This is a genomic window from Corynebacterium sp. HMSC076G08, assembly GCF_001811515.1.
Lineage (GTDB): Bacteria > Actinomycetota > Actinomycetes > Mycobacteriales > Mycobacteriaceae > Corynebacterium > Corynebacterium hiratae.
Window position 1 is genome coordinate 68157 of sequence record NZ_KV805011.1, and the last position, 26528, is coordinate 94684.

At 62.4% G+C, this 26528-nt stretch carries 23 protein-coding genes; 11 read left to right on the forward strand and 12 right to left on the reverse strand.

The genetic code is table 11. The annotated features are described in order from the left end of the window. Positions 1-42: 42 nt before the first annotated feature. Positions 43-759 carry a TetR/AcrR family transcriptional regulator gene (locus HMPREF2806_RS02170; RefSeq protein WP_049154192.1) on the forward strand — a complete coding sequence of 239 codons (717 nt, stop codon included), beginning with the start codon at positions 43-45 and terminating at the stop codon, positions 757-759. Here the strand turns inward: HMPREF2806_RS02170 and HMPREF2806_RS02175 are convergent. Further along, positions 756-1436, reverse strand: a complete 681-nt coding sequence (locus HMPREF2806_RS02175; protein WP_070515934.1) for a hypothetical protein — start codon at positions 1434-1436, stop codon at positions 756-758. The two genes, HMPREF2806_RS02170 and HMPREF2806_RS02175, sit on opposite strands and share 4 nt — an antisense overlap. A 137-nt stretch (positions 1437-1573) precedes the next feature. After that, positions 1574-2821, reverse strand: a complete 1248-nt coding sequence (locus tag HMPREF2806_RS02180) for a serine/threonine protein kinase (RefSeq protein ID WP_046646971.1) — start codon at positions 2819-2821, stop codon at positions 1574-1576. A 144-nt stretch (positions 2822-2965) separates the two neighbouring features. Between HMPREF2806_RS02180 and HMPREF2806_RS02185 the strand changes: the two genes are divergently transcribed. Next, entirely contained in the window at positions 2966-3613 is a 648-nt protein-coding gene (locus HMPREF2806_RS02185) for a hypothetical protein (RefSeq protein ID WP_049154189.1), read from the forward strand. 6 nt (positions 3614-3619) lie between these two features. Here HMPREF2806_RS02185 and HMPREF2806_RS02190 read toward each other — a convergent pair whose 3' ends face one another. Together HMPREF2806_RS02190 and HMPREF2806_RS02195 are read right to left on the reverse strand one after the other, a co-directional pair. Continuing rightward, the gene (locus tag HMPREF2806_RS02190; RefSeq protein ID WP_232745230.1) at positions 3620-4483 is read right to left on the reverse strand and encodes a hypothetical protein; all 864 of its coding nucleotides are present in this window, start codon (positions 4481-4483) and stop codon (positions 3620-3622) included. Between the two features lie 17 nt (positions 4484-4500). Further along, positions 4501-5382, reverse strand: coding sequence for a hypothetical protein (locus HMPREF2806_RS02195; RefSeq protein WP_070515937.1), 882 nt, complete (start codon positions 5380-5382; stop codon positions 4501-4503). 225 nt (positions 5383-5607) lie between these two features. On the opposite strand from HMPREF2806_RS02195, the gene HMPREF2806_RS02200 reads away from it, so the two are divergent. After that, the gene (locus HMPREF2806_RS02200; RefSeq protein ID WP_070515939.1) at positions 5608-6426 is read left to right on the forward strand and encodes a hypothetical protein; all 819 of its coding nucleotides are present in this window, start codon (positions 5608-5610) and stop codon (positions 6424-6426) included. A gap of 222 nt (positions 6427-6648) precedes the next feature. Here the strand turns inward: HMPREF2806_RS02200 and purH are convergent, their stop codons facing one another. Genes purH through HMPREF2806_RS02215 form a run of 3 tightly spaced genes read right to left on the reverse strand, consistent with a single transcriptional unit; the run spans position 6649 to position 10554 of the window. Then, positions 6649-8181 carry a bifunctional phosphoribosylaminoimidazolecarboxamide formyltransferase/IMP cyclohydrolase gene (gene purH, locus HMPREF2806_RS02205; protein WP_046646975.1) on the reverse strand — a complete coding sequence of 511 codons (1533 nt, stop codon included), beginning with the start codon at positions 8179-8181 and terminating at the stop codon, positions 6649-6651. 41 nt (positions 8182-8222) lie between these two features. Then, on the reverse strand, positions 8223-8828 hold the full coding sequence (gene purN / locus HMPREF2806_RS02210) for a phosphoribosylglycinamide formyltransferase (RefSeq protein WP_070515941.1): 606 nt from the start codon (positions 8826-8828) through the stop codon (positions 8223-8225). 40 nt (positions 8829-8868) lie between these two features. Beyond that, the gene (locus HMPREF2806_RS02215) at positions 8869-10554 is read right to left on the reverse strand and encodes a cell division protein PerM (RefSeq protein ID WP_232745231.1); all 1686 of its coding nucleotides are present in this window, start codon (positions 10552-10554) and stop codon (positions 8869-8871) included. 368 nt (positions 10555-10922) lie between these two features. Between HMPREF2806_RS02215 and HMPREF2806_RS02220 the strand changes: the two genes are divergently transcribed. From HMPREF2806_RS02220 to HMPREF2806_RS02240, 5 genes are all read left to right on the forward strand, one after another. Then, positions 10923-11675 (forward strand): M23 family metallopeptidase, encoded by a 753-nt coding sequence (locus tag HMPREF2806_RS02220; protein ID WP_070515944.1) that lies wholly within the window; start codon positions 10923-10925, stop codon positions 11673-11675. A gap of 188 nt (positions 11676-11863) precedes the next feature. After that, on the forward strand, positions 11864-12406 hold the full coding sequence (locus HMPREF2806_RS02225) for a PadR family transcriptional regulator (protein ID WP_070510433.1): 543 nt from the start codon (positions 11864-11866) through the stop codon (positions 12404-12406). Beyond that, a complete protein-coding gene (locus tag HMPREF2806_RS02230) occupies positions 12403-13119 on the forward strand; it encodes an ABC transporter ATP-binding protein (protein WP_070515946.1) in 717 nt (238 codons plus the stop codon). The genes HMPREF2806_RS02225 and HMPREF2806_RS02230 overlap by 4 nt, the downstream gene beginning before the upstream one ends. A 1-nt stretch (position 13120) precedes the next feature. Next, entirely contained in the window at positions 13121-15811 is a 2691-nt protein-coding gene (locus HMPREF2806_RS02235; protein ID WP_070515948.1) for an FtsX-like permease family protein, read from the forward strand. Between the two features lie 399 nt (positions 15812-16210). Beyond that, positions 16211-16966 carry a M23 family metallopeptidase gene (locus tag HMPREF2806_RS02240; RefSeq protein ID WP_046646982.1) on the forward strand — a complete coding sequence of 252 codons (756 nt, stop codon included), beginning with the start codon at positions 16211-16213 and terminating at the stop codon, positions 16964-16966. Between the two features lie 4 nt (positions 16967-16970). Here HMPREF2806_RS02240 and pcrA read toward each other — a convergent pair whose 3' ends face one another. After that, on the reverse strand, positions 16971-19478 hold the full coding sequence (pcrA, locus tag HMPREF2806_RS02245; protein ID WP_070515950.1) for a DNA helicase PcrA: 2508 nt from the start codon (positions 19476-19478) through the stop codon (positions 16971-16973). 112 nt (positions 19479-19590) lie between these two features. Here pcrA and HMPREF2806_RS02250 point away from each other — a divergent pair, with 112 nt between their 5' ends. The 3 genes from HMPREF2806_RS02250 (at position 19591) to pgi (ending at position 22659) form a co-directional block, all read left to right on the forward strand. Beyond that, positions 19591-19953: a chorismate mutase gene (locus tag HMPREF2806_RS02250; protein ID WP_070510536.1), complete on the forward strand. Its 363-nt coding sequence runs from the start codon at positions 19591-19593 to the stop codon at positions 19951-19953. 67 nt (positions 19954-20020) lie between these two features. Next, positions 20021-20923 (forward strand): trypsin-like serine protease, encoded by a 903-nt coding sequence (locus HMPREF2806_RS02255; protein WP_070515952.1) that lies wholly within the window; start codon positions 20021-20023, stop codon positions 20921-20923. 101 nt (positions 20924-21024) lie between these two features. Beyond that, positions 21025-22659: a glucose-6-phosphate isomerase gene (gene pgi, locus HMPREF2806_RS02260; protein ID WP_049155170.1), complete on the forward strand. Its 1635-nt coding sequence runs from the start codon at positions 21025-21027 to the stop codon at positions 22657-22659. Between the two features lie 159 nt (positions 22660-22818). Here pgi and HMPREF2806_RS02265 read toward each other — a convergent pair whose 3' ends face one another. From HMPREF2806_RS02265 to HMPREF2806_RS02280, 4 genes are read right to left on the reverse strand one after another with little or no spacing between them, the layout of a single operon-like run. Then, positions 22819-23886: an HNH endonuclease signature motif containing protein gene (locus HMPREF2806_RS02265; protein WP_232745232.1), complete on the reverse strand. Its 1068-nt coding sequence runs from the start codon at positions 23884-23886 to the stop codon at positions 22819-22821. A gap of 52 nt (positions 23887-23938) precedes the next feature. Further along, positions 23939-24352, reverse strand: coding sequence for a YccF domain-containing protein (locus HMPREF2806_RS02270; RefSeq protein ID WP_070515955.1), 414 nt, complete (start codon positions 24350-24352; stop codon positions 23939-23941). 10 nt (positions 24353-24362) lie between these two features. Further along, positions 24363-25184, reverse strand: coding sequence for a DNA-formamidopyrimidine glycosylase family protein (locus HMPREF2806_RS02275; protein WP_070515956.1), 822 nt, complete (start codon positions 25182-25184; stop codon positions 24363-24365). A gap of 27 nt (positions 25185-25211) precedes the next feature. Beyond that, the gene (locus tag HMPREF2806_RS02280; RefSeq protein WP_070515958.1) at positions 25212-26480 is read right to left on the reverse strand and encodes an alpha-hydroxy acid oxidase; all 1269 of its coding nucleotides are present in this window, start codon (positions 26478-26480) and stop codon (positions 25212-25214) included. Between the last annotated feature and the right edge of the window lie 48 nt (positions 26481-26528).

Consider the following 26528-nt stretch of genomic DNA (forward strand, 5'->3'; position numbering starts at 1 on the left):
CTGTCAGTTATTACATGAGTTTTATCGAAGGGAGTCCGCCTCATGGCAGGTAGCGTTGGCAGGCCAAGGAAGAATAGCCCACGCCGCCGGGGAAACACCGCGCGCGAGGAAATTCTGGATGCCTCATCCGAGCTCTTCACCACCCAGGGCTTTGCGACAACCTCGACGCACCAAATCGCCGATGCCGTCGGCATCCGGCAGGCATCGCTGTACTATCACTTCCCTTCCAAGACGGATATCTTCCTCACGCTGCTGAATTCCACCATCGAGCCCTCACTCGAGCTGGCGGAGGAGCTCGCGGCCTCGGATGCAGCGCCGGCGCAGCGCCTGTGGTCCCTGGTCGCCGCGGAGTCCCGCCTGCTCTTGACGTCGGCGTGGAACGTCGGCCGCCTGTACCAGCTTCCGGTGGCTAACTCCCCGGAGTTCGGCGAGTACCACGAGCAGCGTGATCGCCTCAAGGAGCACTTCCGCACTGCCGCCGCTGGCATTGTTGGTGATGATGACCCGCGCGTGGAACTGCCCTTCCACATCGCGCTTTCCGTCATTGAGATGCGCCCCAACGATGGCGCCGCGCCTTTCGACGCCTCGCAGCGCGTGCCGGAGCAATCCGCCATGCTTGCCGACGCCGCCCTAGCCGTCCTCGGCACCACCCCTCCCGACAACGCCGAAGCCACTACCTTGGAGCTGCTGAAGAACCGCAACGACTCCATCTCGGCAGCCGCCGCTGCCGCGGCCGACCGCAAGAAGACGACGCGCTAACGACCGTGCCGGATGGCGTAATGCGCCAAGAAGGTCTTATACGGTTTATAGGCCTTTTCGCCGTCCGCCCGAAGACTGTCCACGAGGCGATCCATCTTGTGGTTGGTTTTCTTTTCGGTCCAGTCCAGCGCCTCGGCAATCTCGCGCACCGAGGGGATATCGGCATCAGTTGAGCCCGGCTTCTTGAGGTAGCTGGCTAGCTGGCGCAGTAGCTCCTCCTGCTCATCGTTGGGCACATGGCGGGTGCGGGTGCGCTCTTCATCGAGGTCCTGCTCGCGCTTAGTCCGGCGCGAGTAGTTGCTGTTTTCGACATCGATATAGAGCTCGTAGGGGCATTCCGGGGTTTCAAACGTAATTCGTGACGGGCCCGGCGGCACGGCCGCCACCGAGCGCGGGCCGAGATCGATGCGGGAGAATCCCTTAACCCCGCGCAGCTCGATGCGCAGCGGAATGTGGCTGCCTACGTTGCAGATCATCCAGCCTTGACCGCCGTACCACAGTTGGAAAAGCTGACGGTGCAGGGTGAGATCCCCCTCGCCAATCCGGAAGTCACCAGCGCGGCCGACGACTACTTCCTCGCCTGGTGCCATGACCAGTACGCCGCCGATCAGGTCATCGATGCGCAACCTGGGCCCCCGGGGAGCGTCGTGCGATGGGAGTGGCTGTTGCTGGCTCATGGACACCTCCGTAGGCGGCTGGACAATTCGCGCACATCGCCTTTCGGCTCGGCGATATGCCTCAACAATGCCCTACAGTGTAGCGACTCTCACCACAGTACTGCGGGGACAAGCCGCTTGCCCCAGCTTGTTGGGGACTAGGACACGATGGCCCATGTCACCACGAAAATGAGGATGATGACAACAACGGTGACTGTGATGATCAGAGCGTTCTGATTATCCTTTGTGGCTGGTTTGGCAGCTCTAGGCTCTGCCGCGGCACGCTTGTGAACGGTAGCCCCCGGTACCGCAGGAGTCACCGGCGTGGAGGGAGATACCGTCCCGGGTGAGGCGACAGGGTTAGCGGGAGCTACAAAACCGGTCGGCATAGCCTGCTCGACAGACCCAAAGGAACCGGCAGGTCGCGGCCAGTATTGCGTCGGCTGCCCAGGGGTTTTTGCCTGCCGTGGCTGCGCGGGTTCCGTCGCCTGGTTGGTGGTGGGCTGGGAACGGGAGACGTCGTCAAGCGCGGCAATGAAATCCCGGGCGCGCGCATAGCGTTGCATGGGCACGCTATCCAGCGCCTTGTTCAGGACAGTCTGCACCTGAGTCACCACCCGTGCGGTGTCCTTCGCCAGGAACGTCGTGAAAGCATCACTAGACAAGTCCGGGATGCGCCGCTGCCCTTCCCACTCACTGCGCGGCATCGTGTCCTTAAGGTGATGCAGCGTGAGCATCTCGAATGCAATAAGCGCTAGCGAGTAGTCATCCGCGCGCGCCGACATATCGTCATCGCCATAGGCATGACCATTATTTTCCGGGGCCAGGTACTTTTCAGTGCCCACGATGTGGCCAACCTTCGTCAGACGGGATTGCCCCTCTTCGATGCTGATCCCGAAATCGCTGAGCACGGCAGGCGGCAGGCTGCCCGGGGTCTTGCGCAACAGGATATTTGCGGGCTTGATATCGCGGTGTACCCACCCGGGATGTAGCTCGTGGTGCATGTAGTCCAGCGCCGAAGCAATCGGCGTGAGGTAGTAGACCACCTCAGCCACGCTAAACCCCCGGCCTTCCTGCGCGCGTTCCCGGATGGCGTGCGCCAGGGTTCCGCCGTCGATGAACGCCATCATCATGACGTCGTCACCGCGCGGCGTGGACTCCTTGGAATAGAACTGGACCACTCCCGGGTGACTGCCAATCTTGGTCAGCGCCTTCATTTCGTTGTTGAAGCGGGCGCGGGAGGCTTCATCGCGGACATCATCCAGCAGCACCTTGACGGCAAGCTCACGAGAAAGATCCGGATCGGTGGCATGGAAGACCTGCCCCATGCCGCCTTCACCCAGCAGGTACACGTTGGTGTACCGCTTCTGCTGGGTCAGCCATTGCACGAAGTAGGAATTAGTCACCGCCCCATTGCACCATATGCACAACCAAGCATGAGGGTGCCATGTCCCATCGCCCCCAAATGGAGGGGACTTCACCGTGGTTCAGTCAGGCATGCGGGAGCCAGTTATGCTACCTGTTGTTCTCTATAGTTTTCCAAGGACCCTATGACCACCCCAGGATTTGGCACTAACCCCTACGAGCACACGAGCCCTGTGCACGGCGGGCCTCAGCAGACCCAGCCCGACCAGCGCAACCTCGTTCCGATCATCTGCGCGATCGCCATCCTTATCGCACTCCTGATTTCCGGTGCCGTGATCTGGAATCACGTCCGCTCCACCGGCCAGGAAACCCCCAGTACCGCCGAATCCTCGGAGCAAGCGCAATCCTCCGCGGAAGAAACCGCACCAGAAGACGACGAAGAAGAGGACACGGAAGGCGCGCCGAGCGAGGAAGCACCAGAGACCTCAGCCAGCCCTGGAGCTGCTGACGTCCCAGAGGGCCTAACCGCGGCCGGCTGGTCCGACTACCCGGAGGCGCGTTGCCAGCAGGGCGAGGACATGGTCTTCGCCGCCGCAGGTTCCGATCCGGTTTCGCACATCGTTATCTGCGAAAAGCAGGACTCGCTCTTCTACCGCGGCGTGTGGTCTAACGGTGCCGCTTTCGGACCGGCCCGGGGTGAGGGCAGCTCCTATACCGCCTCCATCCTCGACCCCACCAGCGGCGAGGACACCGGTTCCGTACTCACCATCCGCGGCACGGACTATGACATCGATGGCGAGGCCGGGACCTTCGAGGATTACTGGCCGCGCTAGGGGTCCTTAGACCGCGCCTTGCTGACAGCCTGCATCGGGCCATTCCACCTCGGCGGCGGCGAGCTGCTTGACTAGGCGCGTGAGCATCTGCTGGGCTTCTCCGTAGTCCCCGGATTCGGCCTTGGCATAGATGGCCACCGCCACCGTGTGCCCGCCCAGTGAGACAAGCCCCATCTGGCGGGCTTCATAGGCCCCGTCCTCGGCTGGGCCCCAGCCGCCCTTCATGACTGATCCTTCGAGGGTGCCCAGCCCATACTGCTGTGCGGGATCGGGCTGTCCCATGGCTGCCAGAACGGGATCAGTGCCCTGCTGGCATCCCAGGGCGGCGACAAACTCTGCTTGCTCGGCTACCGGCCACTGCGTTTGGCCAAATGCACTAAAGCCGGGGCGCGGTGGCGTGGCGGGGACAGTAGCCGTGCCAATGATCTCCTGGGTTGCCTGCGCGGCGTGCTCTCCCCCACCCAGTGCTTCCCAGAGGGAATCGGCCGCGGCATTATCGGAAAAGGTAATCGCCCGCGACACGGTCTCCGGATCGGCCACGCCGGCGCGCTCGGCGGCAATGGCAAGCGGCACCTTCGCCGTGGACCAAGCGGACTGCGGGTCTGTGATGCCTGCTGCGGCGACGGTATCTGCGCCGGCCACCGCGATTCCGGTCCCCGGGTTGTCGGCCGCGATGGCTTCGAGGGCTTCGTGGATGTCGGAGGCCTCAATCACGGGTGGCTCCTTTTCGGGGGTGGACTCAGGCAGGGTGGGCTGGGGGCTGCTCGCTGCCGTGGGTTGCTCCGGCGCGGAGACATCGCCGATGGTGCAGGCGCTTAGCGACGCCACCGCAATCCCCGCGATCACCACTCGTGCTGCTGCTTGTTTCATCGTTGACCGCCTGCGCATTAGAGGATGTACACAACCGCATTGTTGCCACCTTTGCAGGTGACAAATTCACCGTTATCGGAGCAATCCATTGTGTAGTTCTGCTTGGTGGTTGGGCTGAAGGCCTCAATCGTGGCGTCGTACTCATGGGTATCCACCCAGTGCTTGACGTACTCGTCGCGCACAGCGTTGGCGAATGGCTCCGACGTCACCTCAGTACCGCGGTAGACGCTGTTGAAATTGCCGCCGGGCTCATTATTCCGCGCGGCGTCGTTCGCCGGAATCGCCCCCGCAGGCAAGTCGGGGTGCTCCGGGCGTTTCTGCGAGGCGGAGCTCGTCGTAGTTTCCTCCGTGGTCTTTTCCGCCTCATCCGCCGCAGAAACCGTCTCTTGGGTGTCGTCGTTGTCCTCGGTGAGCTGCGCCGCGGTGGTCAGGGGCGCATCAGCCTGAGTTCCCGTGCCGCTATTTTTGAAAAAGATAAGGTAGGCCAGCGCGGCGATGACGAGCAGCACCGCCAGGATCAGCACGGCGATGAGCACATACTTTCCGCCGTTGCCGGAACCACGGTGTGCCGGCGCGCTCTCCGAATAAGCAGTGGAATAAGCAAACGGCTGTTGTTCGTACTGGCCGCCGCCCTGCGCTGCTGACTGGGGCGGGAATTGCTGGGTGGGAAACTGCTGCTGGGCGTAGTTGCCTTGCGCTCCGGAGTGGGCGAAGGGGTTGGAGTAGTTGCGCTCACCTTCCTGCGGGAAGGCCCGAGGGTGCACGGGGCGTTCCTGGGTGGGCGGGGCCTCAAAATCCACAGTGTCCGGGTGAGTTTCCTTGCGGGAAGGCTGTGGCTGGCCACCATTTCCTTGCGGGTGCTGGGAGCCGAATCCATGGTTGCGATCTGAATCAGTCACCGAGGCCTCCGTAGATCTAGACATGTCAAGTGCGCCCTGTGGGCACGTTTCTATCTTTACTATCTTTACACAGCCGCACTGGTGACGGTGGCGTTCGTACGCGGTGGGGAGTACTCCCACGGGAGTGTCCCTCACACCACACAGACGGTGTCACAGAGTTTAAATTATTAGAGGTACCTCTTTGCTCCACCTTCCTGCGCACGGAAAGGCTGTTATTCTCCCGCCATGACTTTTCCTACCGGCCCTTCGGGCACGCCGCCGCATAACTCCGGCCCTTCCGGCTTCGGTTCCCCCGGGTTTGGCCGCCCCGGCGGTTCTCCCGTTCCACCCGGCCAGCCACAGGCTCGCCCGAGTGGCTTTGGCAACACACCGCCGTTTGGTGGGCAGCCCACTGGCACCCCGGCGCAGCCTTCCTTCGGTGGTGGCGCGCCCACGCCACCGCCCCAACCCCAGCCGTCCCAGTACTCCGCGCCTGCTCCTCCACAAGGCAAGGGACGATTCAGCGGCGCTATTGCGGCGCTGATCTCCCTATTCATCGTGCTGGCTGTGGTCCTCGGTGTGGGCGCGTGGTTTATCTGGGGCCGCGAATCCTCCGACGATTCGCAGACCGGTGCCTCCTCTGAGCCGACGACGACCGCCTCGCTCGCGGGAGCTCCAATCACCACGTCCGCGCGCATCGACACCGACTTGGAAGCAGGCGGCGTAGTCATTGCCCGCACGTTCTTCCCGGATTCCTATGTCTCGCAGTCCGGCAGCACCAACATCGCCGACGTGCAACTGAGCGAAGGACACAGCCAACTTATCGCTGTCTTTGGGTTCAGTGATGACCGCGAGAATACGAACGTTGCCAGCGCCACTGTTACCGTCAACGGCGCTGACGGTGCTGAACTGGCCTCCTTCGAGGTTCCGGCAGAGGAAGCCCTCGAGATGCCCATCAACATCGCAGATCACCAGGAACTGCGCTTTACTTTTACTTATAAGGACGCCAGCGGCAATCCCGCGGACAACTCTGGCTTCGCGGTGGCTTCCCTCCACGCGCAGTAGCGCGCACCGCCGGGCCATCACGCCGTGGCGCCGAAGCTGCCCTTGTTGCCAAAGTTATAGGCTCTGACCGCGGTGGCGGCGCATAACTTCGTCGTTTAGGGCAGTTATTGTCCTCGAGGGATAGCTCGCGTGCATGCGAAAGCCGCCTCCCCTTCCCACGCAGTGGTGCGCAGGAATGAAGGAGACGGCTGTGTGCTGCCCATGGCAGCGCCTTTGCCAGGCTTAGTGGAAGAAGTGACGGGTTCCGGTGAAGTACATGGTCACGCCAGCCTTCTTGGCGGCCTCAATGACCTCTTCATCGCGGATGGAACCACCCGGCTGCACGACGGCCTTCACGCCGGCTTCGAGGAGAACCTCGAGACCATCGGCAAATGGGAAGAAGGCATCGGAAGCAGCGAAGGAGCCCTCGGTGCGGTTGGCGCCGTCGGCCAGCGTGTTAGCGCGCTCGACTGCCAGCTTTGCAGAGTCCACGCGGTTGACCTGGCCCATGCCCACGCCCACGGTGGCGTTGTCCTTGGCCAGCAAGATGGCGTTGGACTTCACCGCACGAACGGAACGCCAGGCGAACTCCAGCTGCGCCAGGTCGGACTCATTCAGAGCCTCACCAGCAGCCAGGGTCCAGTTGGCCGGGTTATCGCCCTCTGCCTGGTAGGTATCCGGCTCCTGGGTGAGCACGCCGCCGGAGATGAACTTAACTTCGCTCTCCGGTGCTTCATGCTCGGCCTGCAGGATGCGCAGGTTCTTCTTAGCCTTGAGAACCTCGATGGCGCCTTCCTCGTAGGACGGAGCCACAATAACCTCGGTGAAAATCTCCTTGACCTGCTCGGCCATCTCCACGGTGACCTCACGGTTCACAGCGATGACTCCGCCAAAGGCAGACATCGGGTCGCAGGCGTGAGCCGCGCGGTGAGCAGCCGCGATGGACTCCTCAGACACCGCGATGCCGCACGGGTTGGCGTGCTTGATGATGGCCACGCACGGGCGCTCGTGATCCCAGGCGGCGCGCCAGGCGGCGTCGGCATCCTGGTAGTTGTTGTAGCTCATCTCCTTGCCGTTGAACTGCTTCGCGTTGGCCAAACCAGTGGTACCGATGCGGGTCACGGTTGCCTTCTGGTGAGAGTTCTCGCCGTAGCGCAGCGGGGTGGTCTCCTCGCCCTCGCTGAGCTGATCGACGAACCATGCGGACACCGCGGCGTCGTAATCAGCGGTGTGCAGGAAGGCATCGCGGGCCAGACCGCGGCGCTGCTCCAGGGTAAAGCCGCCGTTGGCCACAGCGTCAGCTACCTCGCCGTAGCGAGCCGGATCCACGACCACAGCAACAGACGGGTGGTTCTTGGCAGCCGCGCGCACCATGGACGGTCCACCGATATCGATCTGTTCCACGCAGCCATCAAAGTCAGCGCCGGAAGCCACGGTCTCACGGAAGGGGTACAGATTCACCACGACGAGCTGGAACGGATCCACCTCCAGCTCCTCCAGCTGCTTCAGGTGGTCCTCCTTGCGGGTATCCGCCAAGATCCCCGCGTGCACGCGCGGGTGCAAAGTCTTGACTCGACCCTCGAGGCATTCCGGGAAGCCGGTGAGCTTCTCGACGGGCGTGACCTCAATGCCCAAGTCCGCGATCTTCTTCGCGGTGGAACCGGTGGAAACGATCTCCACGCCGGCCTTATCCAGGGACCGGGCAAGGTCCTCCAAACCGGTCTTGTCGTACACGCTGATGAGTGCGCGCTTGATGTTCTTACGATCTTCGCTCATGGTACGGGGACTTAAGCCTTCCTTGCGGTAATGAGAGGTAGTTAGAGCTGAATACTGAGTTCCTCGCCCTTCACGCGCGTGGCGCGAAGGACGGCAACGATGAGTTCTCTTTCGACCACTTTGATGCGCTCGTGCAAGCTGGCCTCATCATCCCCCGGCAAGACCCGCACGGGCTCTTGGGCAATGATGGCGCCGGTATCGACGCCGGCATCTACGAAGTGGACGGTCGAGCCTGTGACCTTGGCGCCGTAGGCCAGCGCATCGCGCACGCCGTGCGCGCCTTTGAAGGCGGGCAAGAGCGCGGGGTGGGTATTGATGGTGCGACCTTCGAAGCGATCCAGAAAATCCTTCCCCAGGATCTTCATAAACCCTGCAGAAACAACAACGTCTGGTTGCGCAGAATCCACTGCGGCAACCAGACGCTTATTCCATTCGGCGCGGTTAGCACCCATCTCTACGACCTCGGTGGCGATTCCCGCCGCCTGCGCGCGCTCAACGCCTTGACAGGGCGCGTCCGCGACGACCTTCACGACGCCATAGCGCTCATCCTGGCCATCGAGGATGGCCTGGAGCAAGGAACCGGTTCCAGAAACAAGAACCACGACGTTAAGGCGGGCAGAAGCAGCGGGCTGGTGCGGTGTAGTCACGCGCTACAGCCTAGCCGCTGCCGCCCTGAACCGGGGAATTTTACTCCTTAGAGGGGGCCTCGTCTTCTGCCCCAGACACGTCTTCTTCCTCTGGTTCTGCATCCTCGACTGGTTGCTCGTCGTCCCCCTCGGTCTCGTCCGATTCGACGACTTCTGCGTCAATCACCTCAGCATCCGCATCGCTGCCGACCTCAGGCTCGGCTTCAGACTCGGCCGCGGCCTCGGGCTCGGTCTCGGTCTCCGGCTCGCTGTCCTCGTCCACGTCATCCTCGGGTTCAGTCTCGGTCTCGGTCGTAGGCTCTGCGGCAACGGCTGCGTCGGGGGCGTCGTCAAGCAAGGCAGAAACCGGCACAGCGTTCGCCGCGTTGACGGGTGTGTGCACGGCCTCCTCAGTCTCTGTGGGCGCTTCAGGAGCAGCCTCCGGGGCAGCCGCGCGGCGCGCACGCCACGACGTCACTGCCTGTGCCGTTGCGAATGCACATCCCACGACTAGGCACCACAGACAGCTCAGACCCACTGCGGTCCATACCTCGGGACCGGTGTAGCCGTATACGCCCAGCGCGCCGGACACGCCGTACACAGCCACGAGTGCGGCTACCGCGGCGGTGACGGTGGCCACGAGCGCAACCTGGAAGGAGACCAGGGCGCGGCGACGGTAAAACGCCACCACCGCCGCAACGGCGGGAACAATCAGCAAGACCGCAGCCCAGGAACTAATCGACGGCGGAACGGCGGCAGCCAACGGCAGCGGTGGAAGCGGAACCACGTGGCCGCTAAAGAGGCTCACGCTGGTTCCTTCACCGATATGCAGCTCCGAACCGCTCAGGACCGCTCCCGCAGCAACGGCAGCGTTTGGGAGATAGAGAACGCTCAGCAGGAAAAGACCGGCGGTTCCCAGTGCATTAAGGATTGGATACTCGGCGAGCATCTCTGATTGACGCGACCAACCGACTCCCCACAAGACCACCACGAGAATGAAACCAGCAGCAAAAAGGTATCCGAGGTAGCTCAAGCCTATCTGGGCGGCATCGACGAACACGCGGGGGACACCGCTGCGCTTGGCTAGGGCCTTCCACAGGCGCGGTCCCATTCCACCGATGAGGGCGACCGCATGCAATAACAACATGCGGGGAAGCACACGGTACAGCTCCGGAGGGGAAACATCGTAGACCTTGCCAGCGTCCCACAGCATCAGCCATGCGATGACAGTAAGGACTAGGGGGACCAGCAACACGCACGCGCTCAAAACGATGAGGTCATTAATGCTTGCCTTATCCTTAACCGCCGCCCGCACGCGCCGCCCCACCAGCCAGGCTAGGAGAAGCGCAGGCAGAACCGGGATAAATCCCACGTCAATACCGCCCGCGCGAATAGGCGCAAGATTAAAGACCATCCACGTCTCCCCGACGATGGTGGGCAACCACGCCGACGGGGAACTTGTCAGAAGCAGTGCCGCGATAGCGACCACGAGAATGCCCAGCACGACGACGAGGTTCGGAACGCCGACGACGATGAGCATGCGGCGAATACGCCCGCGGAGTGTGGTCGGGGCCTGCGCGCGGCGGGCGCGAGCCTTGTCGGACTCGACCCCTTTGATGCGCTGCGCTGGATCTCGGCGATCTCTGCGGTGCCCGCGCTCAGAGTGCTCAGCACTATCACCGCGCCCACGCACGTGCGCGCGTGGGCGAGCTGACGACCTGGACTGGGGACTCGTGTTCTTATTCATCGGCGTCCACTTTGCCACGGCCCCCTCCCCCACCGGGGGTGGCGCGGCGAGGTAAGCGCTAAATGGTGCGGTGCACCCCCGAAGGAAAACTTCACGAGTGCGCACTACTCATGCCGACAACGGAAAGCCCCGACGACTCCACGGAGATCGATTCACTTTATTCACAGGAATCAGCTGTCGTTTCATTATGTGCGGCTCTTCCCAGATATCCAGAAGAAAAACCGCAATCTGGGTTGCTCTGCATTCGCCGAGACGCTACTGTTACATCTCGTTGGTAACAGGAAGGTCACAATCGGATAACCACCCAGATTGAAACGTAACGTTTGCTCTGGGCGGGCGATAGTGAATTGAGGACGGAAGAAGAGTTCATGCGAAGCAAGACTCAGCGAAGCGTAGGACGCCACCGCAAAATCACCACCGCACAGACCGCGAAGGGACGTCTGGCAGTGATGACTGTTGCGGCAGGCGCCGTGTCCACCGCAGGCGTTGGCGGCGCAGCAGCAGGTACTATCCAATCCGCTGGCGCCGGGGAAACCAAGGCACAGTCCGTCGACTACACCCTGCAGACAGATACCGATCCGCTGAAGAACGCGCAGGCTGCCGTCGAAGACGCAGCCCCGCAGATCCTCGCCATCGCCGAGTCCAAGCCGGTCGCCGACTTGGCTACGCAGCTCGACAAGGCCATCCAGGCCGCCGATGCCCGCGCCGCCGCCGATGAAGCCAACCGCGCGCCGACCATCGCCCGCCCGGCAGAGGGCACTTTCACCTCCGGCTTCGGCCCCCGCTGGGGCTCCTTCCACTCCGGCATTGACATCGCAAATGCCGTGGGCACCCCCATCCTTGCCGTTATGGGCGGCACCGTCATCGACTCCGGCCCGGCATCCGGCTACGGCCAGTGGATCCGCATCAAGCACGATGACGGCTCCATGAGCGTCTACGGCCACATGCAGACCCTCGACGTCGCCGTGGGCGAGCGCGTCCACGCTGGCCAGAAGATCGCCGGCATGGGCTCCCTGGGCTTTTCCACCGGCTCCCACCTGCACTTCGAAATTCACCCCACCGGTGAGGGCGCCGTGGACCCGATTCCGTGGCTCGCAGAGCGCGGCATCAACATCAGCTAAGCCACGCTTTTAAATCCTTCCTCCAGCGCTAAGGCGGTATAGGGCACTGTTGCCCTATACCGCCTTGTGCATTCCCCCACCTTCCACCCCCGCCTGCCCCAACCGTTGACCGGACAGAAGGTTACCCAGTAACTTACTGGGTATGTACCGAAAGATTTCCTCCCTTGCCCTCCACCAAGGAGGTGACCATGTCCGTCAAACATTCCGTGCTTGCGCTGCTGAGTGAAGAGCCCGCTACTGCCAGCCACATCAAAAACCGCTTTGCTGAGACCTTCGACAACCTCTGGCCGCTCAACATGGGCCAAGTCGCCCAAACGTTGAGCCGTTTGGAGCGCGATGGTCTCATCGCCACCGACGGTGAGCTCACCGGCCCCACGGGGCGGCGCGCCACCAGCTATGCCATCACCCCCGCCGGCCGCGAAGAACTCTCACAGTGGTGGATGTCCACCTTGCACAACGACGCCATCGAGCGCGATGAGCTCGTGCTCAAAGTATCGCTTGCAGCGCGACGCTCCGACGTCGACGTCATTGCCGTCCTCGACGCCCAGCGGTTTGCCACCGTCCGCCAACTGCGTGAGCTCAACCGCCAAGCCTCGGAACTGCCTGCAGAGCGCAGCGCCCAGCGCTTGGCTGTTGAGCGCCAAATCTTCGACCTGGAATCTCTCTCACGCTGGCTCGACCGCGTGGAATCCCTAACCAACCCAACCACCACCGAGGAGGCCCCGCGATGACCCCCAACTCCGTGCCCACGACCCAGCACTTGCCGTTTCCTCTCGAGCTCGAAAACATTACCTGCGTCTTCGGCAGCGGTGCCCGCCAGGTAACTGCCTTGGATTCCGTGAACTTGCAACTGCAGCCGGGCGAACTGGTAGCTGTCATGGGCCCCTCCGGTTCCGGCAAGTCCACGTTGCTCAACGTTGCGGGCCTGCTGCAGCCGCCAACATCAGGGCGCGTGCTTCTCGACGGCGCCGACGCCTCCCAGCTCTCCAAAGCTAAAGCGGCCATCGCCCGCCGCCGCCACTTGGGACTGGTGTTTCAGCACTTCAACTTGGTCTCCTCCCTCACCGTGGGAGAGAACGTGTCCCTGCCCCTCGAACTGGACGGACTTTCGCCTGCGCAGTGCCGCGAGGCCGCCGAGGAAGCTCTCAGCGAGGTTGGCCTCGACGGCACCATCGACCGCTTCCCGGAAGAAATCTCCGGCGGCCAGGCCCAGCGCGTGGCCATTGCCCGCGCGCTCATCGGACCGCGCAAGGTGCTGCTTGCGGATGAGCCCACCGGCGCCCTCGACACCTCGACGGGCGAAGAGATCATGAAGGTCCTGCGCGCGCGTATCGACGCCGGCGCCTCCGGCATTTTGGTTACCCACGAGCCGCGTTTCGCGGGCTGGGCCGACCGTGTCGTCATGGTTCGCGACGGGCGCCTAACCGGCGAGGAGGTGCGTTAGTATGTCCGGCATTAATGCCGCCACCCGCCCGACGAGGCGCGACTTGTGGCGCCACCCGTGGCGCACGCTAGCCGCCGTTTTGCTCATCGCGCTGCCAGTGGCACTCGTGATTGGAATGGCGCTCTTTGATAATTCCTCCGGTCGGCTCTCCGCGGCCTTGAGCTCACCCAAGCGGCAGATCAGCGCCGAGCGCTCGGACATTAGCAACGAAGACGTACCACGCTTGGCTGCCGAGGTGCTTCCTGAGGGCCTCAGCGTCAGCCCGGTCACCACTTTTTCTAGCACGTCACTAATCCATAATGGGAAGTCAACCAACTCCTGGGTAGATCAGTTCGACGCGGAGAATCCGCCAGAGCCGGCGCAGGAGGCCGTCGACAAGTTCAACCTTGGCCCCAACCAGGCAGTTCTATCGCGTTCGACCGCGCGCAAGATCGACGCCTCCGTGGGGGACGTTATCACCGTGCGCACCAACGCCCTCAGCAGTGACCACCAAGCCACAGTCGCGGCCATTGCTCCCGAAAACTTTGATTTTGTCACCTCCCCCACCCTCAATGAGGCCCTCAGCGACCCTTCTTTTACAACACGCACCACCTGGGCCATCGTGGGTGATACAACGCTGACCGAGGAGGATGCCGACCGCGCCCGTGAAGCTGGGCTGGAAATCTGGGCAGCGGAGCTGCGAGATACGGACCGCCCCGATTCTGAGCCGGATTCCTTTGGCGGAACCCTGAGCAGTATTCTTTTCGTACTCTTCTTCGTCGGTCTCTACGCCATCGCCGGATTGCTCATCCTTTTCCTTCTCGCGCCCGTCTTCACGCTGGCTACCGGACGCAATACCCGGCTGTACGCGCTGATGTCGAGCCAGGGCGCACTACCACGCCACATCATGTTCGCGGTGATGGCTTATGGCTTGCTGATGGGGCTTATCGGCGCCACCATCGGCGTGGTTGTTGGACTCACGGCTTCGTGGGTGTGGTGGGCAGCCCGCTACCCGGACTTTGCTGCCCACCCGCCCTTCCTAGCTATTGGCCTTGCATGGATCGTGGCGGTGGCAGGCTGTGTCATTGTCTCCATCGTTCCCGCGTGGTTGGCGCAACGTGGTGCCCTATCCACCGCAATCCAGGGCGCTGCTCCCGACCGCCTCTTGCGCTTCCGGCGGTGGATGGCCATCGGCCCTGCATTCCTGCTTCTGCTCGTGCTATTCAGCTTCACCCCCTGGGGAAAGTACATCCCTACGGTGCTGGCTCTCTTCGGAGTCATCGCGGTTGCCGCGTCTGCCCCAGCCTTGGTCTTCCTGTGCTCCCTGTTATCTCGCCGCGGCCCACTCGCGTTGCGGCTGGCTGGACGCGGCCTGACCCGGCGCAGCATGCATGCCTTGCCGACGTCCATCGCTCTCGTTTCAGTTGCCTTCGTAGCCTCCCTGTTTGGCGTGGGCATCATGACGGATAGCGCAAAGACCACCGCCGAAGAAGAGCTCGTCATGCCGCCTACTTCTGCACTGATTGAGGAGACGACGTTTGAGCAACCAACGCAGGTGTCCACACCGGAAGAACGCGCCGCGGTAGAGGCCATCTTGCGGACCACCACCGCCCGTACGTATCCCTTCTCTGCTTTCCCCTCGTGGACGACGTCCTACAGCCTTCCAGAGGATGGCACTTTTTACGAGCTCACCACCGAGTTTGATTACCAGTGCGAGCAGGTCGATCTCAGCAAGCCGGTTGAGAGGGCAGTGTTCGTGGATAATCAGGGGCGGCGCACCGATGAGTCCGAAGAGGCTCGCCAGGAGTGCGCCCACGAGTTGATGACATCGTTCCCCTATAACCCGCTGATCTATCAAAGCAGGATGGTTCAAACGGATTCTTCCCAGCTCGAGCTGTGGCAGTTCGACTCAGAAGAAGATCGACGCGCAGCGGCACAAACGTTGGATGCCGGCGGCATCGTGCTCCCTCACAGCAGCCACGTCGGCGATAAGACGCATGGAACGGTGACCGTAAAATCCTATAACCGCATTGATAGCCAAGAACCGAGCGGGACACAGGACGCGGATCTGCCGGTTGTGGAGGCCCTGCCCACTGCGGCTCGCGATGTGGTCTTGATCAGCCAGCAGGCAGCAGAAAAGCTGAACATGGAGCCCTTCTACGTGGGCCAGGCCCTTGCTTTCGACGAAGCACCGAGTGAGTCCGAGCGCGAGGAGCTGCAAGACCTGACAGCGAGCGCCTCGCAGTCGCAATACTCGCTAAACTTCGCAGTCTCTACTCCCGGGAGCTTCCGCTACTACCTGGGCCTCGGAATGGGGTTCGTCTGCCTCATCGTGCTCGCGCTCATCATTGCCAACGCAGCGAGCAGCATGCGCCAGGAAAGCACCGTGCTGCAATCCATCGGCGCCCACCCTTCGCTGATGTCCAAGGTGGCAGCATGGCAGACGTGGATGCTGGCCACCGTAAGCATGCTCTTTGGTGTGGTTGCCGGACATCTCGGCACGTACTTCTTTGCCGATAGCTCAGGATACGTTTTCTCGACGCCGCTCCATGGCTTGCGCCCGCAGGACTACTTCACCCCGGATTGGTGGCAATTCCTCGCTGTGCTCGTCGTGCCGCTGTTGGCTGCCGCCCTCGCGGCTGCGATCAACCGCAGCGACAAGACGGCCCCACTCACCGCGCGGGATCGCAGCGAATCACGTTCCCTGACTTAACAGCGCTGACCAAGTAGCAGCGCCCACAACCCCAGCGCTCTCGGCTGAAAGATTGGCCGGGAGCGCTGCACTTTTCACCCCCCAAATCTCACCCCCATTCTTTAAACCTCTACTTTACCCCTGTAACAATTTTCACTTCTTTCACATGCGCAACACGCTGGGCTGTTCGATAGTTTTTCGAACAATTCCTGGATTTACCTGCATTTTTAAGCGTTGCGCAGGGTGGTCCCGCGGGATAGTTTGTATCTCGTTGCCACACAGCCTCAGCACTCGGTTGCAACCGCACCGGCGTGTCGCGGGCTGCAAGGCGCACTGCGGCTGATACGGCCGCTCCCCTATTGCTCACAGGCTTCCGCCGCATACCCAGCGGGCCACAGCAGGACTTAAGGACGTGAAGTTATGAAGCGCACGCTCAGCGCACTCGCCGCCGTGGCGGTTAGCACCGCCACCGTGACGACCCCAGCGTTCGCCGCCGAACCGGCAGCAAGCGTGGACGTCTCCGACGGGTCCTCCAAGGACCCGTCCGCTGCCGACGTCGAAGTCAAGGAAGAATCCAAGGCCGACCTCTTCAAAGCCGTCTCGGGGCTGCTCATTTCGACAGCCGGTGCCCTCAACGGGGCATCCGTCCCAGAGGTCAACACCACGCAGGACGGCTTCGAGATCGTCCTCGATCCCTCCAGCATTCCTGGTCTCGCCGAGGCCTTCGCCCCGCAGGGCGATCACTCCGGCCTCACCCCTACTCGCGGCCAGGACGCGGACGGTAACACCGTGGTCTTTCCGACCTCCGGAACTTTCACCTCTGGCTTCGGCCCGCGGTGGGGTTCCTTCCACAACGGCATCGATGTGGCAAACCCCATTGGCACCCCCATCTACGCCGTCATGGACGGCGAGGTCATTTCCTCCGGCGCTGCCCAGGGCTTTGGCAACTGGATCCGCATCCAGCACGACGATGGCACCATCACCGTCTACGGCCACATGCCCAGTGACCAGCTGCTGGTCGACGTCGGCGACCGCGTCGAGGCCGGCGACCAAATCTCCGTCATCGGCAACGAGGGCCACTCCACCGGCCCGCACCTGCACTTCGAGGTTCACCCGGGCGGCGGCGCGGCCGTCGATCCGGTGGACTGGTTCAGCGAGCGCGGCATCCTCATCTAAAGCATCAGAGCTTTTCCATCGGCACTCCGCCGATGAGCATGAGGCGAACCTTGCCCGCTGAACCGAAGTCCACGGTGACCGTCGCCCGCGCGCCGGTCCCGGAGGCCTCGATGACCGTGCCCAGCCCGTATTTCGCGTGGTTGACGCGGTCCCCCACAACTAAATTGAGATAGTTATTCTTCGGCATCGACGTTGCCGAGGCCGGCTTGCGCGAGCGCTGCGAAGGGGAAGACGCAGCGCTCCGCGAGCCATAGCCGCCTCCACGGAAGAACCCGCTATCAGAGCCAAAGGTTCGCCCGTATTGGTAGGAATCATCTCCGCCCCACGCGCCAGACAGCGAGCTGTCTGGTTCTTCACGGCGCCAGTCGATGAGGTCCTCTGGGACCTCGGCGAGGAAGCGACTGGCCGGGTTCGTCACCGGGTTGCCCCAGGACGAACGAAGAATCGCGCGCGTGAGGTAGAGCTGTTCCCTAGCACGCGTGATACCCACGTAGGCCAGGCGGCGTTCTTCGCTCAGCTCCTTCGGGTCCCCCAGCGAGCGCATGTGCGGGAACTGTCCATCCTCCCAGCCGGTGAGGAAGACGACGGGGAATTCAAGGCCCTTCGCAGTGTGCAGCGTCATCAGCGTGACCACCCCGGATTCGTGGTCCGGAATCTGGTCCGCATCCGCCACGAGTGAGACCTTTTCAAGGAACGCCTGAAGCGAGCCCGGCGCGGCTTCACCTTCTGCTAGCTCGGGTGCTTCTTCTGCGTCCGCACCCATGAATGCCATCTCATTAGCGGCCTCAGAGCTGAACTCGCGGGCCACCGAGACCAACTCGTTGAGGTTATCCAGGCGCGCACCATCCTGCGGATCGTTGGAGTTCTCGAGCTCCGCGCGGTAGCCGGTGGCGTCAAGAAGCGCGTTGAGCAACTCCCCCAAATCCGGCTGGCCCGTCACCTCATTGACCATGCCCGGGATCTGCGCTCGTACGCCTTCCATCATCTCGTTGAATTTGGTTACGGCATTCACTGCCCGCGTGCCGAGTCCGGCTACTTTGCCCTCCGCCGCATCACGGAGAGCAGCACCAAAGCTCACGCCAAGGTTCTCCGCGTGCAGGGCGATCTGCGCCTGCGCTTTATCACCAATAGCGCGCTTCGGCACGTTAATGATTCGGCGCAGGCTCACGGTGTCATCCGGATTATCCATGATGCGCAAGTAGGCCACCATGTCCCGGATCTCGCGACGCTCATAGAAGCGCGTGCCACCGACCACCTTGTACGGGATGCCCGAGCGCACGAAAATATCCTCCAGCGCGCGGGAGGCATTGTTGGTGCGGTACATCACCGCAATATCGGAATACGCCGTACCTTTATCCGCCAGGGAATCAATCTCCGAGGCGATATACCGTGCCTCATCGTGCTCATTATCCGCCACGTAGCCGACGATCTGTTCGCCCTGGCCGTGGGCGGTCCACAGGTTCTTCTCGCGGCGGCCCTCATTCTTCGCGATGACCGCGTTCGCCGCGTTCAGAATGGTCTGCGTCGAACGGTAGTTTTGCTCCAGCAAAATCGTGTGCGCCTGCGGGTAATCCCGCTCGAACTCCTGGATATTCCTGATGGTGGCTCCGCGGAAGGCATAAATCGACTGATCCGAATCACCCACCACGCACAGTTCCGGAGCATCCGGCGGCAGCTCGCCCCGGCCCACCAAAGCCGAGACCAATGCATACTGCGCGTGGTTGGTGTCCTGGTATTCGTCGATAAGCACGTGCTTAAAGCGGCGACGATAAAACTCCACCACCTGCGGGTGCTGATTAAAGATGCGCACTACTTCCCCGATGAGGTCATCGAAGTCCACCGCGTTCGCCGCGCGCAGGCGGCGCTGATATTCCTCGTACACGCTCGCCACGGTGAGCTCGAAAGGATTCTTCGTCCTCTCTGCCTCCGCGCGCGCCTGCTCGGGGGCGATGAGCTCGTTCTTGCGGTTGGAAATCTGATTAGCCAGAACACGCGCCGAATACTTCTTCAGATCCAGCTGCATGTCCTTCGCAATCATGGTGAGCAGCCGGCGGGCATCATCGCCGTCATAAATGGTGAAACTCGTGTTCAAGCCAGGCACCAGCTGGGCGTTATTGCGCAAGATGCGCACACAAATGGAGTGGAAGGTCGACACCCACATCCGCTCCGCGACGGGGCCGACAAGCTGGCCGACGCGCTCTTTCATCTCCGCGGCTGCCTTGTTGGTAAAGGTAATGGCGAGGATCTGCCAGGGGGCCACCCCGCGCTCCCGCATGAGGTACGCAATGCGGCGGGTCAACACGGCAGTCTTGCCCGAGCCCGCGCCGGCCACAATAAGCAGCGGCGAGCCCGAATGCGTCACGGCCTCTTCCTGCTGCGGATTTAAGCCCTCGAGCAACGGATCAAAGCCCTGACCAGAAGGGGCGTCGACGTTGCTCTCGGGCGCAGGAAACAGGCCGCCGGCGGAAGAATCAGAAGACGAACGGGGGACGAAAGGGGATTTGTTATTCATAATGCTCTCCAACCTACTAGCACCACCGGACATTGCCCCTCACCGCACGTCTGGTCAACGTGAAAGCTGGTAATTCCCCTTTTCTCCCGGCGTGGTGGCACAATCTGATGTCATGAGCTCTTCACATCCTGGCAACGCAGACTCTGGCTTGAGCCCCGAACACCAAGACCCCAACGTCGTGGACAATGGGCTCGACATTCGCATGCCGTCGGGCACCGATGACCCGCTGAGTGATGCCGAGATTCAGCGCTACCGCGAAGAGATCAACCGCCTCGACCGCGTTATTCTCGACGCCATCAAGCGCCGCACCGACATTTCCCGCACCATTGGTAAGACGCGAATGAGCTCAGGCGGCACCCGTTTGGTGCATACCCGCGAAATCGCGATCCTTAACGAGTTCCGCGACGAGCTCGGGGAGGAAGGCCCCGCCATCGCCTCCGCCCTCCTGCGCTTAGGGCGCGGCAAGCTCGGCTGATCAAACGCCGCACGGACCAGTCCCCAGCACTCGCGCCCTTAAACATGCGGTGGGTTAGGCTCGCGCCATGCGCTTTTCCTCTCGCCTGGCTGCGATTCTCGCCGCGGCCACCGCTGCGTCCGTGTTATCCGCCTGCAGCACCTCTTCTTCCGCTGAGACCACCATTTCCACCACGACGCTCGATCTTCCCGCCGTCAGCGACTCCGACCGCAGGCAGGGTTCCGCAGCATCCGGAACAACGCAAGGCTTCGAGGAGCCCCTCGACGGCGATGCGCTCTGGGATAACACCACCGAAATCCCTCAAGCGGAGCGACCGGAGCCCCGACGTAACCTGATAGCTCCTGACGCTGCCGATTACTTCATGAGCCTGGGGGTGTTGACGCCGGGTGCGCCCATCTACAACGGCACAAACGGTGGCCGGTGCTCCACCGGTCATTTCGCCGGCGATGGGCAGCGCCTCTTTATCCTCACCGCCGGGCACTGCGGGGACACGGGCGACACCTTCTATTACGACGATCGATCCGGCAACGCGGTAGAGATAGGCCAGATGGTGAAGAAGGCCCGCAACACCAACACCGATAGCATCAACTCGGCCGACATTGCACTGATCGAAGTGTCCAACCCAGCCGCCGAAGTATCTACCGCACCGGCCTTCAATGCGCCTTTGGCCGGTTGGATGAGCCTCGAGGATGTCACGCACAAGAAGCCCACGATGTGTTTTGCCGGTTCCGCGGGAGGCGCTGCCTGCGACGATTTCATTGACCGCTTCGAAAACCAAGGACTCTTCACCTTTGGCAGCGAGAGCGTACCCGGAGATAGCGGCGGTCCTGTCTACGCCTCCATCGACGGCAAACTGTACGCGGTAGGTGTCTTGTCCTTTGGCAACTACGATGATTACACCGGCCCCGAAACTGGTTCCATGGAGATCGGAAGCACAATGGAGCAATTCGACCTGAAGCTCTACTCCTAGCTCAATGCAGTACGGTCTTCTTCCTCGGCAGCGAAGGGATTTCTGGACTACGGTGGACACAGTAAGTTTCATGTCTGCTACCTGCCAGAAAGGCTTTTGCAATGGACATCACCGCTCAGCCGCAGTGGGCCGCGCTCACCTCGCTTTTTGAAAGCAAGAAGGACCTCAACCTGCGTGAGCTTTTTGCCAACTCCGCTTCCCGCGCCGCAGACTTTTCTTTCGATGCTGCGGGCCTGCACGTGGACCTGTCGAAGAACCTCATCGATGAGGAAGTCGTCACCGCTTTGGTGGATCTTGCCCGCGCCGCGGACGTCGAGGGCCGCCGCGATGCCATGTTCACCGGCGAGCACCTCAACAACACTGAGGACCGTGCCGTGCTGCACACCGCGCTGCGCCTGCCTGTTGAAAAGGACTTGAGCGTCGACGGCCAAGACGTCGCTGCCGACGTCCACGAGGTGCTGGGCCGCATGCGCGACTTCGCCACTGCACTGCGCTCCGGCACGTGGCTTGGGCACACCGGACACACCATCAAGAAGGTGGTCAACATCGGCATCGGCGGCTCCGACTTGGGCCCGGCCATGGCCGCGAAGGCCCTGCGCTCCTACGAGGTAGCGGGCATTAGCGCGGAGTTCGTCTCCAACGTCGACCCGGCGGATCTCGCCGCGACTCTCGACGGCCTCGACGCCGGCTCCACCCTCTTCATCGTCGCGTCCAAGACCTTCACCACCCAGGAGACCCTGGCCAACGCTCACGCCGCACGCCGCTGGCTGATTGAGCAGTTTGATGGTGATGAGTCGGCCGTCGCCAAGCACTTCGTTGCCGTTTCCACCAACGCGGAGAAGGTCGCGGAGTTCGGCATCGACACCCAGAACATGTTTGGCTTCTGGAACTGGGTGGGTGGCCGCTACTCCGTCGACTCCGCCATTGGCCTGTCCCTGATGTGCACCATCGGCCCGCTGGACTTCATGCGTTTCCTCGAGGGCTTCCACGCCATGGATGAGCACTTCCGCACCGCGCCCCTGGAGCAGAACGTTCCGGCGCTGATGGGTCTGCTCGGTGTGTGGTACTCCAACTTCTTCGGCGCGCAGACCCACGCGGTGCTGCCCTACTCCGAGGACCTCGGCCGCTTCCCCGCCTACCTGCAGCAGCTGACCATGGAGTCGAACGGCAAATCCGTGCGCCGCGACGGCACCGCTGTCACCACCGGCACCGGTGAGATTTACTGGGGCGAGCCGGGCACCAACGGCCAGCACGCTTTCTTCCAGCTCATGCACCAGGGCACCCGCCTCATCCCGGCGGACTTCATCGGCTTTGCCCGCCCGAAGGAGGACTTCCCCACCGCCGACGGCACCGGTTCGATGCATGACCTGCTCATGGGCAACTTCTTCGCGCAGACCAAGGTCTTGGCCTTTGGTAAGACGGCGGAAGAGATTGCCTCTGAGGGCGTAGACGAAGCCCTCGTTCCGCACAAGGTGATGCCGGGCAACCGCCCCACCACCACGATTCTGGCGGAGGAGCTCACCCCGCAGACCCTCGGCGCGCTGATCGCGCTCTACGAGCACATCGTGTTCACCCAGGGCATCATCTGGGATGTCAATTCCTTCGACCAGTGGGGCGTGGAGCTGGGCAAGCAGCAGGCCAATGACCTGGCACCGGCAGTCTCCGGCAAGGAGGAGGCCGCATCCGGCGACGGTTCCACCGATGCTCTGATCGGCTGGTACCGCAACCACCGCTAAGCACTGCTTGGCGACGTCCCCCCGGCCAAACGGCCGGGGGTTCACCCGTTTTTGACGCGCAATCGACATGTGGGATCGCCAACGCCGCGGAGGCCCTGTGGGCGTCCACGTGACGATCTACCTGTCGGGCGGCCCCTGTGGGCTCGCCCGCGCGGCGGTTTACCCGCCGGGCGGTCCAAGTCCGCGTTGCGCGGCTTGATACGCAGCCTGGGCGGTTATCGGTTCTCCCCAGGGAGGGATGTAGTCCACATCGCCGCGAATCCTAAACACGTAGCCAGCACCTGTTGGTTTCTCCGGGTCATCGTCATTAATGCCGTTGTGATAGGCGCACAACATGGTCAGGTTCGGCGGGTTGGTAGCCCCTCCTGCCTTCCACGGCACAAGGTGATGCACCTGAGCATAATCAGCGGGCTTATTGCATCCCTTCCTGGCACAGGTCGGATGTTCGGCACTGGCCATCATGCGCTGCTCAAACCCGGCTAAGCGCTTCATCCGGTGCAGCCATACCGGCCCGATCGTGGGGTGGATGAGGGTGACGTAGCCGATCTCGGCGAACTTGTAGTTCAGAAACTCCGTGCCGGTCATGCGGCCGCCGTTGGTCAGCTCAAGGACGATGTCGTCGCCGTCGCCGCTCACAATCTTGTCGAGTTTGTCCAAGGTGACAACCACGCTGGTGAGCACAGCAGGTTTGGTTCCGCCATGGGATTTGTTGAAGAAGACGTGGTTGGCTGCTTCCAGCAGGTTGTTCTGGTTGATGGATTCCAGCACACCGCGCATCTCAGTGACGGTCAGAGGGTCATCGGTAATGGTCAGCGAGTGCGGACCATCAGCGCGATAGGTCATGCGCACACCAGGTGTGGGCACGCGTTTGGGCTTGAGCTCTTTTAAGCGCTTGGCCGCCACGGCTGGGATGTTCGGTGCTGGTGTGCCGGCGAGCTTGACCCGTAGGTTCCAAGCATGCAGCTGGTTCTTCAGCTTCTTCGTATAGGACTCAATGAGGCTCAGCGTGGCCAGATCATGGCGTTGTTCGGCGGCTCGGCTGCGGGCAGTGCGTTGCTTTCCCGTGAACTTGGTAGCGCCGAAGTAGATGTGGTTCAAGCCAGCCAATTCGGCGGCATCGGCAGGTGAAGCGCCGAGTGCGCGTAAGCGTTTCTCCCCTCCTACCGCCTGCTCCACCAAAGAAATCCCCGAGTTGCGGTAGGAGAAATAGGTCTCTAAATCCCCCATGACCCAGAACACTAAAACACCCTAGGCAACCCCGCAACCGGAGACAGAGATTTTAGAGCTTGATCATCGACTCCCAGCCGAACGGAATGTGGTCAGAGTCCACGATCTTGCGGCCGAACGGGAAGCACGTCACCGGGATCATCTTCAGGTTGGCCAGAGCCACCGGGATGCCCACGATGGTCACTGCCTGCGCCGCTGCAGTGGTGACGTGGCCGATGGCCAGCCACAGGCCAGCGACAAGGAACCAGACAACGTTAGAGAACCGAGACATGCCACCGGTACCTTTGACCGGTTGAATGACGGAGCGCCCAAAGGGCCACAGCGCGAAATTCGCCATACGCATCGAGGCCACACCGGCAGGAATCGTCACGACGGGGATGCAGGCCAGGATGCCGAGGAGCAAGTAGCCCAGTGCGAGGACAAGGCCACCAGTTGCCAACCAGATGATGTTCAAAATGATCTTCATGCATCCCAGCCTAGCGACGCGGCTGGCAGTGCGGGCACCACCAGATGACGCGCTCCAACTCTCCTTCATCGCCGCCGGCGTCCACACCACCCAGCGTGGATTTCTCAATGAGCGTGCCACAGCGCCGGCAGCGCTGACGGTTGCGTCCGAAGACATAGGTGGTCTCCCCTGCCCTTTTCACGCCGGTGGTCACACGTACCGGCGAGTCTCGGTTGGCCCAGATGAGGCGACGGGAGATGGTGAGGATCTGGGGGACGTCGACAAGCGCTACAGGTGTTGCTGGATGAACGCCGGCCAGGAAGCAGACCTCGGCGCGATATTCGTTGCCCAAGCCTGCCACGTTGCGCTGGTCCAGGAGGGCCGCGCCGATGCTGCGCTCGGGGCGCGACTCAATGCGGTGCACAGCCTCCTCAAAGCCGCCTTCCGCCCATTCTGGCGCGAGGATGTCGGGGCCTAGGTGCGCCATGCGCTGCTCAAACTCGCGGGCTGGAAAGACCTCGACCAGCCCTAGCCAATGCCCCACCAGCTCAATATCGCGCGGGGTATTCTCCATCTGCAGCACCACGCGCGCACTGTGACCGGGCTTGCGCCAGCGGTCGCCGGCATAGTGGATGGCCCATGTGCCCTCCATCTTGAGGTGGGTATGCAGGATGAGCTCGCCGCCGAAATCCATGAAGAGGTGCTTGCCATAGGGCCAGACCTCCTCGCACACCAGCCCGTCGAAGCGCACGGTGGCATAGCGCGGCACACGCAGGGAGGAATAGGTTACGCGCCGGCCTTCCATGAACTGCAGCCGGTTAGACAGCTGCAGTACGGAATCACCCTCTGGCACAGCAGAACCTCCTCACCAAACGGGTGCCTACTCTACCGGCGCATCCTTTCCCGCACCGAATGCCAACGCACCCGGCTCCCACGGGGTGACCACGTGCTGACGGCCCAGGTCTTCGATCCTCTTCACACCGAGCAACTGGAGGGTGTTCTTGAACTCCTCTGCTAGCAGCTCAATGACACGGTCGACGCCTTCCTTGCCGCCGGCCATCAACCCGTAGAGGTAAGCGCGGCCGATGAGGACGAAGTCCGCGCCCAAAGCCAGCGCAATGGCGATGTCGACGCCAGACATGATGCCGGAGTCGTAGATTATCTCCACGTCCGGGCTCACCTCTGCGCGCACGGCCTCAAGGGCCTGGAGGGTGTTGACCACGCGGTCGAGCTGGCGTCCACCGTGGGAAGAGACCACGATGCCATCGGCGCCAAGGTCGATGACCTTGCGTGCGTCTTCTGGGTTGACGATTCCCTTGACGAAGAGCTTGCCCGTCCACTGCTTGCGAATCCACGCCAGGTCCTCGAAGTTGAGGCCTGGGTCAAACATGGTGTTGACCAGCTCGCCCAGGGTGCCGGTGGTCGAGGTCAACGACGCGAAGGTGACCGGGTCTGTGGTGAGGAAGTTGAACCACCACTCGGGGCGCCACGCGGCATCGAAGACCGTGCCAGCGGTCAGGCGCGGCGGGATGCGCATGCCGTTGCGAGTATCGCGCAGCCGCTGGCCGGCCACGGGCGTGTCCACGGTGACCACCAGAGTGTCATAGCCATTAGCCGCCGCGCGCTCGATGAGCTCCTGGCAGGCGGAGTGGTCTTTCCACAGGTAGAGCTGGAACCAGCGGCGCCCGCTATTGCCTTGGGACGCTGCGACCTCCTCGACCGAGCGCGTGCCCATCGTGGAGAGCGTGAACGGGATGCCGGCATCGCGCGCGGCTTGGGAACCAGCATCCTCGCCCTCTGCATGCATGAAGCGGGTAAAGCCAGTCGGCGCGATGCCGAAGGGCAGTGCTGCGGGTTCGCCGGCGATCTCGGTGTTTAAGGAGATGTCGTGCGCGCCGTTGAGCACGTTGGGCATGAGGCGAACGTCGCGGAAGAAGTCGCGGGATTCGCGGTAGCTGACCTCATCGCGGGCGGCGCCATCGACGTAGTCGAAGGCCGCCTTCGGGGTGCGGCGCTTGGCAATCTTGCGCAGATCCCACACATCAGCGGCCTCTGCCAGGCGTGCAGCCCGGCGGTCGAGGTTGGGTGCTTCGAACCGCATGAGGTTCTTCAGCTCGGACACGTTGGGCAATTGGCGCTTCAGCCGCATGAAAACAAGACTCCTTTTCTATTGGGCTATCAGCTTTTGAGGTTAGAC